Raw genomic sequence first — 13,587 nt, forward strand, 5'->3', positions numbered from 1 at the left:
GCACCCTCGCCGGGGCACGCAAAACAACGGTCGCGAGCGGTCACGCAACGATATGCTCCTCGATCTCTTGGAACCACTGCCGGGCCGTCGTAATATGCACATCCAGTGGCTCGCAGATCGTCGCTTGCGTGAGCCGGATGTCTGACTCTTTCCCGGCGAGATATAGAGCGCCGGCTGCGATACCGTCTGGTCGTCCATTGACCTCAGTGGACTCGGTCGCCTGCTCCGCTAGTTCGAGCGCCCGCTGGCGAATCTCCGGGGAAACGTTGAATGGAAGGTCTGAACAAATCCGTGCCACCCAGTCCACCGGGAGCGACACTGGGATTGGGAGATCGAGTTCCACCAAGAACGTCCGGTAGCAGTTCCAGACGTGCGATGCAGAACACCGGGCAACATCGGCTACCGTCTCCATCGTCACGAGGCCGTTGCATCGGCAGGCAGCGTATACAGCGGCCGCTGCACCGCCCTCAATCGACCGCCCGATTAGGAGGTCCTTGTCCTGGGCTTCCCTGAAGAACGTGGCTGCCTGCTCTTTCACCGACCGGCTTTCGGACAGCGCACTCGCAATGCGTCGGATTTCGCCAAGCCCGTGAGCGAGATTCCGGTCGCGCTTGCTGGTGAACTTCGACCGGCCGTGGAGTTGTTGCTGGCGAGCAAGCCGTCGACGCCGTCTCGGGGAAATATCTGCACTCTCAACCGAGCCGATGTTCGTCGACAGGCCTCGATCATGCCGAGTGGCTGTTCGGGGCGCACCCGTCCGCTTCTGTTCCTCCTTGTCGTACGTCCGCCATTCCGGCCTGCGGTCAATCCGGTCTTGATCGGTCACCAGGCCACAGTCCTCGCAGTTCGTTTCTCGCCCGGTGCTGTCGAGTTCGCCGCCACACTCGGGACAGCCCGGCGTAGCTGCAGACAACGCTGTCTGGACGGTTTGTGAAGACATATTTCGAGACATCCTCTCACCTGACCAGAGGGTCAGAAAACACACTGCGGCCCCCGGTTAGGCGTCTGGCAGTTTTCCATCCGGGCGCGGGACTCGCTGGGCGTCGATCTCGATCTCGACCCGGCGACGGTGCTTGCACCGCTCGGCCTCATCGGGACAACTGCACGTCTCTTCGAGCACGTCGACCTCGTACCGGCTATCTGATGCTGAGTGAACCTCGTAGCGACCGGGCTTTGCGAGGAAGGAAACGTCGATATCTTCCTGCTTCGCTCGTTTCGTGCGTGGTTCGTCCTCGGAGGTGACAGCCAAGGGGTCCTCTTTGGGGCCCGTGACGCCGCTGTCGTCGAACCGGACCTGCATGACTCCGCCGTCAGCGACTGCCTTGCGGGGTTCGCCGTCGACGTGCAACCCGAACTGGCCATCGAGAGCGTCGTCGTCAACCCACTGCGGGATAGGTCGCTCGCCGGTGGCGAAGGCGACTCGCTTCTGGTGCTTGCACTCCTCGCCGGGGTTGAACTGTTTCCACTTGCATTCGCAACTCCCTGTTCGAGTGTCGACAAGGTACTCTGAGCCAGACCCGGAGTTGACCAGGAAGAGGTCGTCGTCGTTTCGTGCCCGACCAATCGAGTCCATCACGGTCATGACTTCGGTCAGCGCCCGAACGGTCCGGTTGTTCGGGTCAGCCTTCTCCAGTTCGCTCTCGTCGATGCTGCTGGCGTCGCTACGGGATTCTGTGGTAGCCATGAATGACAGGCGGCACGCCCTCTCTGGGACGCCCCTCACCCCGCTGGGGCACAGAAAATTCGGTGGCTAGAGCTTGTGAAAGCGTAACTCTATTTTCGGATAGGAGTGGGCGCTATAGAGAATACAGCCAGCATACGGCAAGAATTTCGAATTCGACAGTATACCATTGTATTATGAGCAGGTTGCATAACAGCACCAAGTCCATAATCAGCTGATGTGGGCCTCAATAGTGCTTACTTCATACGGTTCCACAGTGCTAGAAGTTATCGAAGTGAATTTTTTATATACAAATAAATACGTTTTGATAGGTTATTGGACTTTTTTGAGTGGGTTTCATCACTATCTCGTATAGTTCTGCCCTGTTTCTTTTTCTCCCAATACGGCTCGCCTTCTGTCGGTGCTGGCGGAGTACATGGGTCGTCTACGTATTTTTCCTCATCTACGTCTGGATGCATCGGGTGCTCTTCAGGGGTAGATGTTCTTATTGTATTGATGTTCTTTCCACCATTTCTGCTTGGGATACTATGCCCATGTATTTGTTCGTGGCAGCGTCTACAGACAGTAACTAGATTATACATACGGTGGCTACCTCCCCGAGATTTTGGTACCTTGTGGTGTGCGTGAAGTTCTACGTCCCCCGACCGCCACCTTGTGCCCCGCACTTTTGACATCGATAATTATCCCGTCTATAGACTTGTTGGCGGCGGTTTTTCCAGTCTGGTGGATAGCCGTTTGACATTCCAACACCCTGTTATGTCATCTATTGTGACCTTTAGCCACAGATTGTATAAATACTTCGTTAGATAGTAGTGGCGGTGTATATACATTTTACTGAGCAGAAGCCAGCATCATGGCTAAAGAAATTGCTTCTCACTGCCCGGTCAGAGTTCCGTCGCCTGCATCTGCTCGTGTGCGTCGGGATTGACCACCGGGATGACGCCCTCGATATCCTCTTTGCCGTACTCCTCACGAATTAGGTCGTGGATATCGTTCGCGAGAGCAACGGCCTCGTCTTGCGTGTTGGAACTCGCCTCGTTCTCAGGAAAGTCTGCTGGCCCGACGCCCTCAACGACGATGAACAGCTGGTCGTCACTCATTGTCGACCGCCTCGACGAGCAGCGTCGTTTCGGGCAGGTCGCCGCGAGAGGTCGACAGGAACTCGGACGTCTCCAGCGTTTCCTCGACCAGCTCGACCAGTTCCTCTGAGACATCGCCAAAGTGAACGATGGCGTCGGGATCGGGGTAGTTGTCGTACTGCTGTGTAGCCGTCTTGTTTGTCTTGTTCTTACTCATAATCAGTCGGCAGAGCGCCCTCAGTGGGACGCCCCGCACCCCACTGGGGCACAGAAATTATACGATGGCTCGTTCCCAGCCATCCGATTCATCGCGATGAGCCTCACCTACCTCCTGAAGCGGGACCGCCGGACCGGCCTGCCGGTCCAAGGTGGAGCGTGTCCCCCGAGCGCTTGCGCTCGGGAACCGTGAGCGTGAGAGTGAGCGAAAGAGTGGCTGGTACGGCTCCTCGATTATTTCGCGATCACGTTCCCGTCCTCGTCGATGGCATACCTGAGTGGGTACACGTTGCCGTCGATATGCGTGGACTTCTTCGGCAGCGTCTCGTTCAGCCACGCTTCCCGGTCGGCGTCGGTCTGGATGTCCTCGTTCGGGGAGTGGACGCTGAACAGGTCCATGCTCACCCAGCGATTGACCGTCAGCTCACCGGACGGGGAATACACCTTCACCCGCTCCTTTTCAGCGTCAACGCCGCTGACAACAACTTCAGGCGCATCTTCGGCTGTTTTCAGTCCATCACCGATATCCACGGCATCAGGGTCGATATCGAGGTCGTCGCACTGCTGTACAGCCGTCTCGTCTGTCTTGTTTTCACACATAGTCGGTAGGCAGAGCGCCTTCTGTGGGACGCCCCTCACCCCGCTGGGGCACAGAAATCACACGATGGCTTGCTCCTCGGCATCCGATTCATCGCGACGGATCTCCCGTGCCCGCTCTCGAAGGCGAGACTGGACTGGCGTCCGGTTCTGGTGCTTGTTCTCGTATGCGAGATACCGCTTGACCGTCTCCATTGAGTGCATGCAGTTGATGCCGGCGACGATTGGCTGGAGATGGTCGGCGTCCAGCAACCGCTCTGGAGGGAGTTTGTCGAGAATTGGATCAGGAGTGTCGCTCATGAATCCTCCTCTTGGAAGTCATCGAGTGTCGTCCTGCGTTTGTACCGACAGCCCGGGTAGTGAGCCAGCAGCGTCTCGTCGACGGCGTCCCAGAACCCGACCTTGTGCGGCGCAACCGACTGCCAGAACCGGGCGCGTGCAAGTGCTGCCGCAACTCGGTGGCGTTCCTCACGACGCCACTGCTCGCGCTCAATCATCGCCATGCCGACGCTCCCTCCGGTCGATCCGCCATGTACGAGCTGGCAAGCTCCAGCCCAGCATCGAGTGACCGGCGCGTCCCGACCAGTTTGGTCGCCCGTTCGAGCGTCCAGCCAGCATCGCTCCGTTTGAGCAGGACTGTGGCTCCGGTGTCGGGGATGTGCCAGCCGATCGTGTCGTTGCCAGCGGCGAGAAATTCCCACTCACCGGCAACTGCTTCTTGTGCCGCGCTCTGCGTGTCAATCAGCACATTCGAGCGTGGGCCACCAGCGCCGAAATCGCCCAACGTGGCCGTTCCTGCTGCGTTCATGCAGCGACCTCCCGGCGGTCCCAACCGGCGAGTTCGGCTTCGATGGCGCTGATGATACTCGTGACCTGTTCCTCTAGCGTGTCTACCTGCGCACCGTCGACGTCCAAGAGCGAACGAAGTTCGAGTACGTCCGGGAGGTCGATACTGTCTGATCGCCGGGCCACCGCACGGAGGACAACCGCTTCAACATCGGCGCTGCCGGACTGCGCTCGAACAGTCGTCGCGATGGACTCGACGAACTTCGGGATGGTTGGCTTCGACAGGTCTTCCGAACGACGGCAGGACATATTTCGAGACATCCTCTCACCCGCCAGAGGGACACAAAATTAGGACTCGCTGCCGCTGTGACTGGAGTTTTGTGCTTACTGTGCTGGCTGAACTACCTGCTCAATAAGACTGCTCACGTACCGTTTCGGAGGGCATCCACTATCCTGACACCGACGAGACCGTAGATGAGTCCGAAGAGACCGAGGTAGAACCCTATGTAGAAGGCCCATGTCTCCCCCATCATACCCGTGTCCAATATCGTGAATCCTCCATAAAGTACGAGTAGGATTGCGAATAGCTCAACGAGGAGGGCTTTCTGGACGGACATCTTATTAAAGGTCTGTCTTTTCGACAATCAATAATCCCACGATGCCTGGCTCACCTGTACTGTTCATTAGCGGATCAGACCCACCAGTTTCGTGGAACTACCGCCGGCTACCCAGTCCACCCGCCGATCTCGACCTGTGTACTGTCTGCTGGAGCATCGTCCGCTATCCTCGCAGCTGAGTCAAACGGGGGCTCGACGAGATGCGGCACTTCATCGTCGTATGTCCGGTCGGGACGTTTCACACAGTCGAACGTCACGATGGGGCTACACTCACTACAAGAGTGCGTTGCCCCGTCGAAGCCATTGATACTCACCGACCAGGAGATAACGCTCGCGAGCCGATACGTCTCCGCTGCTGGACGACGAGTACTGGCAGACTGGCAGCCAACAGCTCCACAGACATCGCAGGTAAGCAGATAGTCCCGATCTGCCTCGTGGAAGAGCGAAGCGGCCTGTTCGACGTTGTCGTGGTCCTGAAGCGCACACTCCCGGCAAATCGTAAATCGGAACACGCCGTCTTCTCGGTCGACCTCGTTGGGCCACCGGACATAGGTGTACGCCTCACCGGAGATCTCGGCTCTGTCCCCACAGAATCGACAGCACTCGGCCGTTGCTTCGGGCTGGACGTCGGTCACTGAGACCACCGTGCAAGTGTTGACTGCTCGCGAGCAGTATCCACGGGACAGACAAAGCGCCACTTGTATCGCTCACGAATCGGCTTGTTCTCGCGGTTGCTTGCCTGCCCTGGTTCACGGTAGCCCGTACAGGTCCAGCCCTTGTCTTGCAGCGCCCGAACCATCGCCCCATCGTAGTCCGAGCGTACCCACGTCAACAAGAAGCGAGTGTCACGGTCGTCAGCCTGCAAGAATCGCTCTTGTGAGCGGGCTAACGCTGCCGACGCGAGGTTTGGCATCCGAACGCCCATGCAAATCCGCGCGGCCTCGACGAGCGAGTCCCCAGAAATCACCTCACTGTCAACGACTGGTGTGTCCGTCGACGGAAGCACCCGCCGGGCGGTTGCTCTGATCTCCGTGGGAAGGCTGTCGATCTCGACGGGCTCGGGACAGAGCTGGCCGTCGACGCCGTACCGGATTCGCTTCTTCGAGATGAGCGGGTAGCGGTAGGTGATGGCCCCGACTAGCGAGTCCTGAAAGTACATCCCGTGGTGAGCGAGATTGACCGACGGCAGTGACCCCATGTAGGAGTGGTGCGCCTCGTACACGGCGGCCGCTGTTTCTCTGTCGATTGGCTCCACGCCGACATGATCGGCAAATCGAATCCCGAGAGGTGCGGTGAACGGGTCGCCGTTGGCGTGAATCGGACAGGAACACTCCCCTGTGTCTGCTGGCGGGCGATGCTGGAACGACTGTGTTCGCGTCGATGCTGAGTGTGTGGACATCCTCTCACCCGCTAGAGGAACAGAAAATCGCTATCGAGTTACCACGGGGTGATCACAATGCCTGCGTCGGGACCTTCGATATACACTGGTTCGCACCCTCGGTAAAAGATCGTGAACCGCTCAGGCTGATACGCAGGATGCTTCGCAAGCGTTGCGATTGCACGGCTCACGTCGGCTGGCGGGAACTGTGGCTCGCCCGACCGGAGTGCAAGGCGGCCAGACTGGAGTGGCCCCCACGACTGGAACTGGTAGTCAGCTGGGGGAGTGAACGTTTCTCGGGCTGTTGCCACAAGATACTCAGCACCGTCGACGACCTTTGCAGCTATCGGATACCGGGCAGACTCCGGGCGCACGGTGATAGCTCCATCGAGCGCGGGGACCACTTCATCTTGCCAGACAAACGCCGATGGTGGCTTGACGACTGGAATTGGTTGCTCGTCGACGGGCGATTCGCTGCTGTTCGTGGCTGATCCGTCACGGGCTTTGGAGGTTGGTTCTGTCATCCTTGCACCCGCCAGAGGAACAGAAAACCGCCGTCTCAGTCGAGGCCGGGGAGTCGTTCAGCAATGATGATGCCGCCCCTCGGCCCCTCCAAGTACAGTGCTGTGTGCCCCCGGAAGTAGATGGTGTAGCGGTCTGGAACGTACTGGTGACCGGGTGAAAGCGTCGCGATAGCCTTCGACAAGATCCGCGCCGAGAACAGTGAGTCGCCGTTGTGGTTCGACAGGCGGCCAGATTGCAGTGGGTCCCAGCTGTCGAACTCGTGGTCCGCTGGTGGCGTCAGTGTTGTCCGGGCCGTTGCGATCAGGTAGTCAGCCCCCTCGACAACTTTGGCGGCGGTGTTCGTTACATCTGGAATGAATTCCACATTCTCTCCAAAGTCGGTCATCGGCTCGTTGTCCCAACGCAATGCTTCTGGATGGCCGGCGACCGGCACCGGCGGGCCTCGGAAGCTCTCGCTTCGGATGTGGGATTTTGCTTTGCTCTCGCAACCGAATGTCTCTCCACAGGTGCACTCGAACGATTCGTCGTTGCGATAGTAGCCGTCGGTATCCTGTGAGCGGACGAGTTCACCGTCATCGTCCATGTAGATGGTGTCGACATACCCCCACGAATACGACACCTCGATCTCGTGCTCTTGACTGGGCTTGCTGAAGTCGAAGCCGGCTTGCTGATCTGGCTGTCCGTCCTGCGTCTGAGTCGGATCAGTTTCTGTCATCCTCTCACCCGACAGAGGAACAGAAAATCGTCCGACACAGCGTGTTAACCAACAGAAGCGATGAGTGTTGGTTAAATACGAGGTGTCAGCCCGACGACCACCGTTTCAGGTCGCTCTGGGCGTTGGCCTGTCCACAGAACGACAATCAGTCGGACATTGGAACGCTCACTGCTTCGTCGTCGCGAGCGACGTAAGCGAATATCTCAAATGGCTATCTCCTACAGAACTTCTGGAATTGAAAAAATTTCAACTGCAATATTCAGAAACTAAGACAAAGGAGTAATTTCAGCCATCTGAATCTGAGAGGCTGAGAGGCCCTTTAGACAACTCTTAGCAATCATATTAGAGCCTCAGGTTATAATACAGCACACTAATACCCCGGCAAATAGCTGCTACCGCCCAAATGACTAGTGCTGAATATAAAATCGTAGCAGCTAATCTTTGAATGAGAAGTCCTGCAGTCATGTAGCCTCCAGACCCAGAGAGTAGCACGTCCGTATTAACCGTTGAGTTGACAACACCCGGCACTACTGCCCCAAACGCGAAATAGTAAACCAACAGCGCACCCCATAGTATATGTAATCCGTTCCACGCTACACTTGCATGGCGAATGTGAGGTCCACCGTTCCCAGGGTTTCTGGCCTTGATTCGGTCCAAAAACCAGCCTTCAGCCCACTTTGAGATCAGGGTCGTTGCCAAGAAAAACGCGATTGAGACACCGACTAACGCAGTTGTCGATTCAACTCCAGTGCGCGCTTCGAGTAATGGAGGTAGTATAGTCAGTGCACCTAATACGGACACTATGATGAATGTCAAATTATGAGAATAGTAAGTTGCACGGTAGACCGATAGAAGGAACGCAAACTTGTCATGCCGATCCAGATCGGGAATAAGTTGAGAAATCAAGTTATACTGAGATATAGTGCACTCATACGTAATATTTGTCTTATCTAGGTTGGAAATATCGGGAACACGACCACATAGATAATAAATGTCTACTGTACGTTCTCGCCTCTTCTGGCTGGCTCCGGAAACTTAGGTTTTGAGCTAAGGCCGCAAGTGGACACTGGAACACCTGTCCTGAGCGATTCGATTTCTCGTGATTCAGGAACCGGTAAGTGCAAGGCTCGCGCCCTGTATTCATCAGCAGTAGTTATGATATAACGCTGGCAGCACTGTTTCACTGAGTTCAGTAAAAGCCTCACTGGCAGTAGCTCTCCTAGCCGTAGACCTCGATGGGAGTGAGTCCTGCCCGGTATTCCACTCTGTCTCTCTCGTGTTGGCTCCGATACGCGAGCGTCTGTCCGTTCTCATACTCGACGACAATAGCATCCTCAAGGCCATTTACAGTTGCTCTCGAACCGTCAGCAGCCCAGACGGGGTCCATCGGTTCCGCTGTTAGCGGGGTCCGGTCTTTCTCCACGGTCGGCCACACACCCCGCGATTTCCAGTATGACCGGATGTGTCTCAAACTCTCTCGAACCGTCTCCCGGATCGAGAGGTGGTCCGCACTCCCGTAGCCGTGTGGTGAGAAGTACTCGCCGTGAAGCGCCGCAAGATGAATCCCGTTCCAGTCGACGCCAACGATATCGGCTGGTTCCTCACCGGTCACACGCGGCTGTGATAGTTCCTCGATCACCGGATACTGCTTCGTCGGACTTGCCCCCAGCAGATGCACGCGCCGCCCCCGCCAGTCCACGATGTCCGTGTACTCCTCGGCTGTCTGGTCAGAATATCCCATCGGGTATCCCAAGACAATATCTTCGTCGATCACATCGATTGCGTCGCGGCACTTCGGGACGATGATGACCTCTGTCCCTGGAAACTTCCGTTTCAGCTCCCGTGCGGCTTGGTTGTACCGTCGCGCTTCCTGCTGGTCGTATGCATCGCCGAGCATCCCGACCGACGGCTCGCATCGCTCGAAGCGCTCAATGTACCGGTCCAAGTCTGGATTCCGGAAGTCGTTGTCTAGAATCTCAATCGGGACGTCGACGTTCCGCAGCGAGGACTGGTAGGTGTAGTCCTCGCGAACGCCGACGGCGAATCCAAGCCGGTAAGCATCGATTACGAAGGGCTCGCGATGGAGGAACCCGATGTACTCAGCCTGCTGTGCATCGCCGACAGCCGCCGCTGACCAAGAGTGTCGCGCCTCAGAAGACATGGAAAACACCGAGCGCACCGACCGGCGCGCCCAGCTGGCAGGCGCGGCACAAAACGACCCCGCGCTTTAAATACGGAGACGGGAAGAAATGTCGAGGAGAATGAAGGAAGGTATCGAATCGCAGTACGACGACCCTGACAGCTACCGGGGCGAGTACCCACCAGACTGGGCGTACCGGATCGTCTTCCGGAAGCAGTTGGACAACAACACTTGCACCAACTGCGGGACGCGGTTCCCTGCGGAGGATTTGGAAGTCGTGCGACGAATCCCCGCCGAGAACGGCGGGACAAACAAGACCACGAACCTGCTGACAGTGTGTTCTACCTGCGAAGAAGACATCAAGCAGACGGGACGCCTGAACCTGCCAGCGTCAGCGAACCAAGAGCCAGCAAGCAGTCCAGAAGCAGACTCCCACAGAGTGCTTGCGTTGCAGAGCGAAGTCCCGATCACTGAGGAAGTCGAGGGCGAAACGGAGGGCAACGGGCAGTCTCGTGGTGTCTCCCGGCTGGAAGCCAGCCACGTCGAGACACAGTCGAGGAGTCCTCTTGCAGTCACCACGACGACCGAGGACAGCGACGAGCAGTCCGACCAGGACGACACCGACGAGCGTGTTGGATGGCGACGGCTATTCGTTGCGTCGGTAGGAGGCACAGCGATGTTTCTGACATACTTCTGTGCGTTTGGTATCTCCTATTTCCTGTCCTCGCTTGCGGGTGATGTAGCGTTCTATGGCCTCCCACTGGCCGGGCTCGTAGCGGGAGTCCGGTGGCGGCTGTCGACAGCCATTGCATCCGTCTGCGTTGTTTTGATGTACGCTGCCGTCTGGGAGTCTATCTCGACGGAACTGCTCATGTCTCCGTTGGCGTGGATTCCCGTGGTTGCGCCACTGGCTGGGATTGCCTACGGACTCATAACCGAGCGCACTGAGTTCTCGCTGCGGAACCTTCCTTCAGATCCGCGACTGGTGGTCCAGCGCTTCCGTTGACGAAATATACTCTGATAACTGGTCCACGACCGACGGATCGAACGAGTCGGAGACGTGCCGCACGTTCCACAGCCCAGACTGATACACCTCAGATTTCGGCGAGTGGTATCCAAGCCAATCGAGGTCCGATGGTCCTGCGGATCGACGATGATGCGACACCATCGCGATGGTATTTGACTCAATCTCGGCTCTGTCACACTCTGGGCCGGGCTTGCCCGGAACGTCAACCCAGAGAAACGGCAGATCCCGGATGTACTCCGACACGCGCTGTTCAAGTTCGTGTTCCTGCTCGCGAACAGTCGTTGTTTCCTCATCGGGATTCGGTTCGCCCCAGTGAGGATACTCGTCGCGCCAGCCGTGCTTCTCGATCAGCGCCCGTCCAACGTGCAAGCGAAAAATCGAACCGCGATGGTTGCCACCGCCGGCGTACTTCCCTCGAACATTCCCACGATGTTGTCTGAGTCGATTCCAGAGCGTGTTCGACGAGCCGGTACTGACGCCGACGGTGCCGATCCGCGAGAGTCGCCAGTCGACCGCTGTCGTTGCGCGAAGGTCGCTTGCTGGCGAGAAGAAAAAGTACACTCCTCGGTCGGGCCAGTCCAATCGCCCGGTCACGTCTCCGAGGTAGTACGGCCCTCCGATCTGGTCACGCAAGTCAGCTAAGACACTCAAGAACTGTCCGACAGGACTGCCACCTGACGCTGCTGTGGAACGCATATTCGACTCCCTCGCCCATCAGGGGAGTCACAAAATACGGCTCTCAAGCACGTCTGGAAAAGCACGACCGACTGCTCAGCTGTCACCTTCGACGGCGTCGATCAGATCCGCCGCAGTCGACGAGATACGGTCCAGCCGGTCCCGCAGCGTCTCTGGTGCGTCGCCGTCCCACGCCGCCAAGTAGAACGCCGAGTTGTCGGGGTCCAGCCCAAAGTGACGACTGACCACGTAGGCGACTGCCTCAGCCTCGACCTCACGTTTCGACCGCTCCGCCTCATCCTCGACATTGAAGTGAAGCTCCGCATGGGCGAACTCGTGAATCAGTGTACTCGCGAGGGCGGCCCGATTCTCCCGGTCAACCGCTTCGATCATCGGATTCGTGGTCATCACGCTCCGACGCTGGCAGACACCCCGTGCAGACCCATGCTCCCACTCTTCCGGAGTGACGATTCTTGCGTCGACGCCGATCTCGTCGGTGGCGTCCAAGAGGTTCTCGACAAGTCCATCCGGGTCGCCGTGAGCTTCTGTCTCCAGTTCGGGAAGCGGTTCGCCCTCGGTCTGAGAGATATCGAACACCGACGTTGGCCGGAACCCGACCAGTCCCCGACGCCACTGCTCGGGGTCCGTTTCATCGTACTCGCAATCCGTGTTCTCGTGATACGACGGCGAATTGCCGCATTCGGGGCACTTCTTCGTGATGATCGGAGCCCAGATCCAGATCGCATCCTCGCCTTGCTGGACGTAGCGGTCGAACTCATTCTGCCACGTATTGTAGCCGGCGACTCGCGTTGCTTCGGGACACTGGAGCTTGATGAGTAGCGTGTTCCGGGCCGAGTAATCGTGGAACTTGCTCTGCACATCGAGCCACTGCTGGAACTGCTCACTGGTCTGCGCTTCGTCGGTGAGGTCGGCAAGATCCTCGACCCACGCATCGAGTTGGTCGCGCATCTCCTCGTCCCGGGAGTCCGAATCGTCGAAGGTGCAAGTGGTCTGTTGGCTGGACTGCTCTGGAGTCTCTGACTGTATCGTTGACATCGGTCTATCTTCGGGACGCACTCTCGGGCACGCCCCCGCACCTCCACTGGGGGTCACAAAATCGACTGGCTGACTGAGCGAGAGCGAGGTGAGGTGGCTACCTGTACCGCTCCGGCGGGTAGAAGACGACGTGGATAGCAGAGCCAAGGTTGTACCACGACTTTGCGAGAATCGAGACCTCTAGTCCCCACTCGGCGGCAAACTCGAAGACGTCGAACCAGAGATTGTGGGGCGGCTCTGTGGAATCCAATCGCTCGATATTCCCCGGATAGACGTGCATCGAGTACAACGCCGGCTCGCCATCGTCAAGCCAGAGCGTCGAGTGGTCGTCTGCTGGCGGGCTGTGAGGCGGTCCGTTTGGGTCGGTGTCGGCGTCAAGCGGCGAGTGCGGGCACTCGTCGTCGCCCGTGATGAGACGGCGTATGCAGGCTGTCTCGGCAGTCTCATCGAGGTCGAAGGATTGGGCAAACGCATCGCGCTGGTACTCGCCCATGATCGCGCCGAGCGCCCGCCAGATGTCATCCCACCTTGGGTCCTCTGGCTCGTGATCGAGGTAGTCGTGGACAGCCTCGCGCAGCTGTCGGTACTCGTCCCATGCCGGGACAGGCTCGTTCGGGCCGGGTGTCGGCCAGTCAGTGCGGTCCATACGCTTGGGAAAATTCCGATAGGGTATCAACTCTCGGGACGCGCCCATACGCCGCGTCAGAGAAGAGGTCCTGACGCTAACCAACACCGAGTGGAATGTGGGGTACTGTGTTGGTTAGTCTGCGAGTTGGCTACTCCGCGCCTCTAGCCTCCCAGCCCTTGTGGAAGTACACCAGCGCCATGTCGGAATCAAAACACTGCCCGGACGGAACGTGCTGCAAGACGTTTTGTTCTGGGACGGATTCGACCACACCCTCATTGAGTAGACTGGTAACGACCTCACGCCCTCGTGGCTCGTCGATCTCGACGGTATCGGGACGCTGCCGGTCACGGTCCTGTGCGATCTGTTCGCGCTCGAAGCGCTCGTAGTCTGGAACTGTTTCGGTCGGGTCCATAGAGGAAATCCCTCACCCGACCGGGGAGACACAAAATCAGCGCTAACCAACAGTC

The 13,587-nt window shown here is 58.0% G+C and carries 21 protein-coding genes; 1 reads left to right on the plus strand and 20 read right to left on the minus strand.

Going from position 1 to position 13,587, the window contains the following annotated elements:
* Positions 1 to 40: 40 nt before the first annotated feature.
* The 16 genes from Har1131_RS17690 to Har1131_RS17765 form a co-directional block, all read right to left on the minus strand.
* Positions 41 to 940 carry a transcription initiation factor IIB family protein gene (locus Har1131_RS17690; RefSeq protein ID WP_151147799.1) on the minus strand — a complete coding sequence of 300 codons (900 nt, stop codon included), beginning with the start codon at positions 938 to 940 and terminating at the stop codon, positions 41 to 43.
* A gap of 57 nt (positions 941 to 997) precedes the next feature.
* Positions 998 to 1,684: a hypothetical protein gene (locus Har1131_RS17695; protein WP_151147802.1), complete on the minus strand. Its 687-nt coding sequence runs from the start codon at positions 1,682 to 1,684 to the stop codon at positions 998 to 1,000.
* Positions 1,685 to 1,947: 263 nt separating this feature from the next.
* Positions 1,948 to 2,355, minus strand: a complete 408-nt coding sequence (locus tag Har1131_RS17700; RefSeq protein ID WP_225308169.1) for an HNH endonuclease — start codon at positions 2,353 to 2,355, stop codon at positions 1,948 to 1,950.
* Between the two features lie 210 nt (positions 2,356 to 2,565).
* Positions 2,566 to 2,781: a hypothetical protein gene (locus Har1131_RS17705; RefSeq protein ID WP_050007934.1), complete on the minus strand. Its 216-nt coding sequence runs from the start codon at positions 2,779 to 2,781 to the stop codon at positions 2,566 to 2,568.
* Positions 2,774 to 2,977 (minus strand): hypothetical protein, encoded by a 204-nt coding sequence (locus tag Har1131_RS17710; protein WP_151147805.1) that lies wholly within the window; start codon positions 2,975 to 2,977, stop codon positions 2,774 to 2,776. The genes Har1131_RS17705 and Har1131_RS17710 overlap by 8 nt, the downstream gene beginning before the upstream one ends.
* Before the next feature lie 233 nt (positions 2,978 to 3,210).
* Entirely contained in the window at positions 3,211 to 3,576 is a 366-nt protein-coding gene (locus tag Har1131_RS17715) for a hypothetical protein (protein WP_151147808.1), read from the minus strand.
* Between the two features lie 57 nt (positions 3,577 to 3,633).
* Positions 3,634 to 3,873 (minus strand): hypothetical protein, encoded by a 240-nt coding sequence (locus tag Har1131_RS17720; RefSeq protein ID WP_151147811.1) that lies wholly within the window; start codon positions 3,871 to 3,873, stop codon positions 3,634 to 3,636.
* Complete coding sequence (locus Har1131_RS17725) at positions 3,870 to 4,076, minus strand: hypothetical protein (RefSeq protein ID WP_151147814.1); 207 nt, start codon at positions 4,074 to 4,076, stop codon at positions 3,870 to 3,872. Before Har1131_RS17725 ends, Har1131_RS17720 begins: the two co-directional genes overlap by 4 nt.
* Positions 4,067 to 4,381, minus strand: coding sequence for a hypothetical protein (locus tag Har1131_RS17730; RefSeq protein ID WP_151147817.1), 315 nt, complete (start codon positions 4,379 to 4,381; stop codon positions 4,067 to 4,069). The genes Har1131_RS17725 and Har1131_RS17730 overlap by 10 nt, the downstream gene beginning before the upstream one ends.
* Positions 4,378 to 4,668 (minus strand): hypothetical protein, encoded by a 291-nt coding sequence (locus tag Har1131_RS17735; RefSeq protein ID WP_151147820.1) that lies wholly within the window; start codon positions 4,666 to 4,668, stop codon positions 4,378 to 4,380. The genes Har1131_RS17730 and Har1131_RS17735 overlap by 4 nt, the downstream gene beginning before the upstream one ends.
* Before the next feature lie 113 nt (positions 4,669 to 4,781).
* On the minus strand, positions 4,782 to 4,976 hold the full coding sequence (locus Har1131_RS17740) for a hypothetical protein (RefSeq protein WP_151147823.1): 195 nt from the start codon (positions 4,974 to 4,976) through the stop codon (positions 4,782 to 4,784).
* A gap of 107 nt (positions 4,977 to 5,083) precedes the next feature.
* On the minus strand, positions 5,084 to 5,611 hold the full coding sequence (locus tag Har1131_RS17745) for a hypothetical protein (protein ID WP_191907505.1): 528 nt from the start codon (positions 5,609 to 5,611) through the stop codon (positions 5,084 to 5,086).
* The gene (locus Har1131_RS17750; RefSeq protein WP_121513541.1) at positions 5,608 to 6,375 is read right to left on the minus strand and encodes a hypothetical protein; all 768 of its coding nucleotides are present in this window, start codon (positions 6,373 to 6,375) and stop codon (positions 5,608 to 5,610) included. The genes Har1131_RS17745 and Har1131_RS17750 overlap by 4 nt, the downstream gene beginning before the upstream one ends.
* Before the next feature lie 38 nt (positions 6,376 to 6,413).
* Entirely contained in the window at positions 6,414 to 6,878 is a 465-nt protein-coding gene (locus Har1131_RS17755) for a hypothetical protein (RefSeq protein WP_121513540.1), read from the minus strand.
* A gap of 35 nt (positions 6,879 to 6,913) precedes the next feature.
* Positions 6,914 to 7,594, minus strand: a complete 681-nt coding sequence (locus Har1131_RS17760; RefSeq protein WP_151147829.1) for a hypothetical protein — start codon at positions 7,592 to 7,594, stop codon at positions 6,914 to 6,916.
* Between the two features lie 1,219 nt (positions 7,595 to 8,813).
* A complete protein-coding gene (locus Har1131_RS17765) occupies positions 8,814 to 9,755 on the minus strand; it encodes a DUF6610 family protein (protein ID WP_151147631.1) in 942 nt (313 codons plus the stop codon).
* Positions 9,756 to 9,855: 100 nt separating this feature from the next.
* On the opposite strand from Har1131_RS17765, the gene Har1131_RS17770 reads away from it, so the two are divergent.
* On the plus strand, positions 9,856 to 10,740 hold the full coding sequence (locus Har1131_RS17770) for an HNH endonuclease (protein WP_151147835.1): 885 nt from the start codon (positions 9,856 to 9,858) through the stop codon (positions 10,738 to 10,740).
* On the opposite strand, the gene Har1131_RS17775 is transcribed toward Har1131_RS17770, so the two are convergent.
* The 4 genes from Har1131_RS17775 to Har1131_RS17790 all read right to left on the minus strand — a co-directional run bounded on the left by Har1131_RS17775 (position 10,705) and on the right by Har1131_RS17790 (position 13,532).
* Positions 10,705 to 11,457: a hypothetical protein gene (locus Har1131_RS17775; RefSeq protein ID WP_191907496.1), complete on the minus strand. Its 753-nt coding sequence runs from the start codon at positions 11,455 to 11,457 to the stop codon at positions 10,705 to 10,707. The two genes, Har1131_RS17770 and Har1131_RS17775, sit on opposite strands and share 36 nt — an antisense overlap.
* Before the next feature lie 75 nt (positions 11,458 to 11,532).
* Positions 11,533 to 12,492 carry an ArdC-like ssDNA-binding domain-containing protein gene (locus Har1131_RS17780; protein ID WP_151147634.1) on the minus strand — a complete coding sequence of 320 codons (960 nt, stop codon included), beginning with the start codon at positions 12,490 to 12,492 and terminating at the stop codon, positions 11,533 to 11,535.
* A 97-nt stretch (positions 12,493 to 12,589) separates the two neighbouring features.
* Positions 12,590 to 13,138: a hypothetical protein gene (locus tag Har1131_RS17785; RefSeq protein WP_151147637.1), complete on the minus strand. Its 549-nt coding sequence runs from the start codon at positions 13,136 to 13,138 to the stop codon at positions 12,590 to 12,592.
* A 130-nt stretch (positions 13,139 to 13,268) separates the two neighbouring features.
* Positions 13,269 to 13,532 carry a hypothetical protein gene (locus tag Har1131_RS17790; protein WP_151147640.1) on the minus strand — a complete coding sequence of 88 codons (264 nt, stop codon included), beginning with the start codon at positions 13,530 to 13,532 and terminating at the stop codon, positions 13,269 to 13,271.
* Between the last annotated feature and the right edge of the window lie 55 nt (positions 13,533 to 13,587).

Origin of the sequence: Haloarcula sp. CBA1131, from assembly GCF_008728975.1 — an archaeon.
GTDB lineage: Archaea > Halobacteriota > Halobacteria > Halobacteriales > Haloarculaceae > Haloarcula > Haloarcula hispanica.